The 482-nt window shown below is 67.2% G+C and carries 1 pseudogene; it reads right to left on the bottom strand.

The annotated features are described in order from the left end of the window. Positions 1 to 209: pseudogene (locus tag GTW40_RS33430) on the bottom strand (hypothetical protein); the annotation flags it as partial. Positions 210 to 482: the final 273 nt, after the last annotated feature.

The following is a 482-nucleotide window of genomic DNA, read 5'->3' as shown; positions in this document are numbered from 1 at the left end:
CCGCCACCCTGAGTCCCGCCCTGGGTGTTACCCCGGCCGCCACCCTGGGTCCCGCCCTGGGTGTTTCCCCTGACCTTGCAGTTCTTGCGCTGCTTGCACGGCTTCGGCTTCTCTGGCGACAGGTGGTGCGCCTGCGTCGTCGTATCGGAAGGAGTCGATACCGGTGCCGCTGAGGCCGGGCCGCCGATGGTGATGATGCCTCCCACCATGGCCGCCGACGCTATCGCGGTCGCTATTTGCTGCCTCCGAGAGTGCCGCATAACTGTTTTCCTCTCTTCCCTGTCAGGTCGTATCGACTTCGGCGTCTGGTGATGTGTGACGCGCGGTGTTTCCCGTTCCACCGCGGATGTGCTGTGCCGTCAGGTGACAGGCGTCGTGGGGACTACCGGCACCGTGGCACCGCCCTGGGTTCCGCCCTGAGTGCTGCCGGTCCCGCCGCCCTGGGTCCCGCCCTGGGTGTTACCGGTCCCGCCACCCTGAGT

Source organism: Streptomyces sp. SID4985 (assembly GCF_009863025.1).
GTDB lineage: Bacteria > Actinomycetota > Actinomycetes > Streptomycetales > Streptomycetaceae > Streptomyces.
Note: the sequence above shows the minus strand (reverse complement) of the source record. Positions and strands in the feature narration are given on the sequence as shown.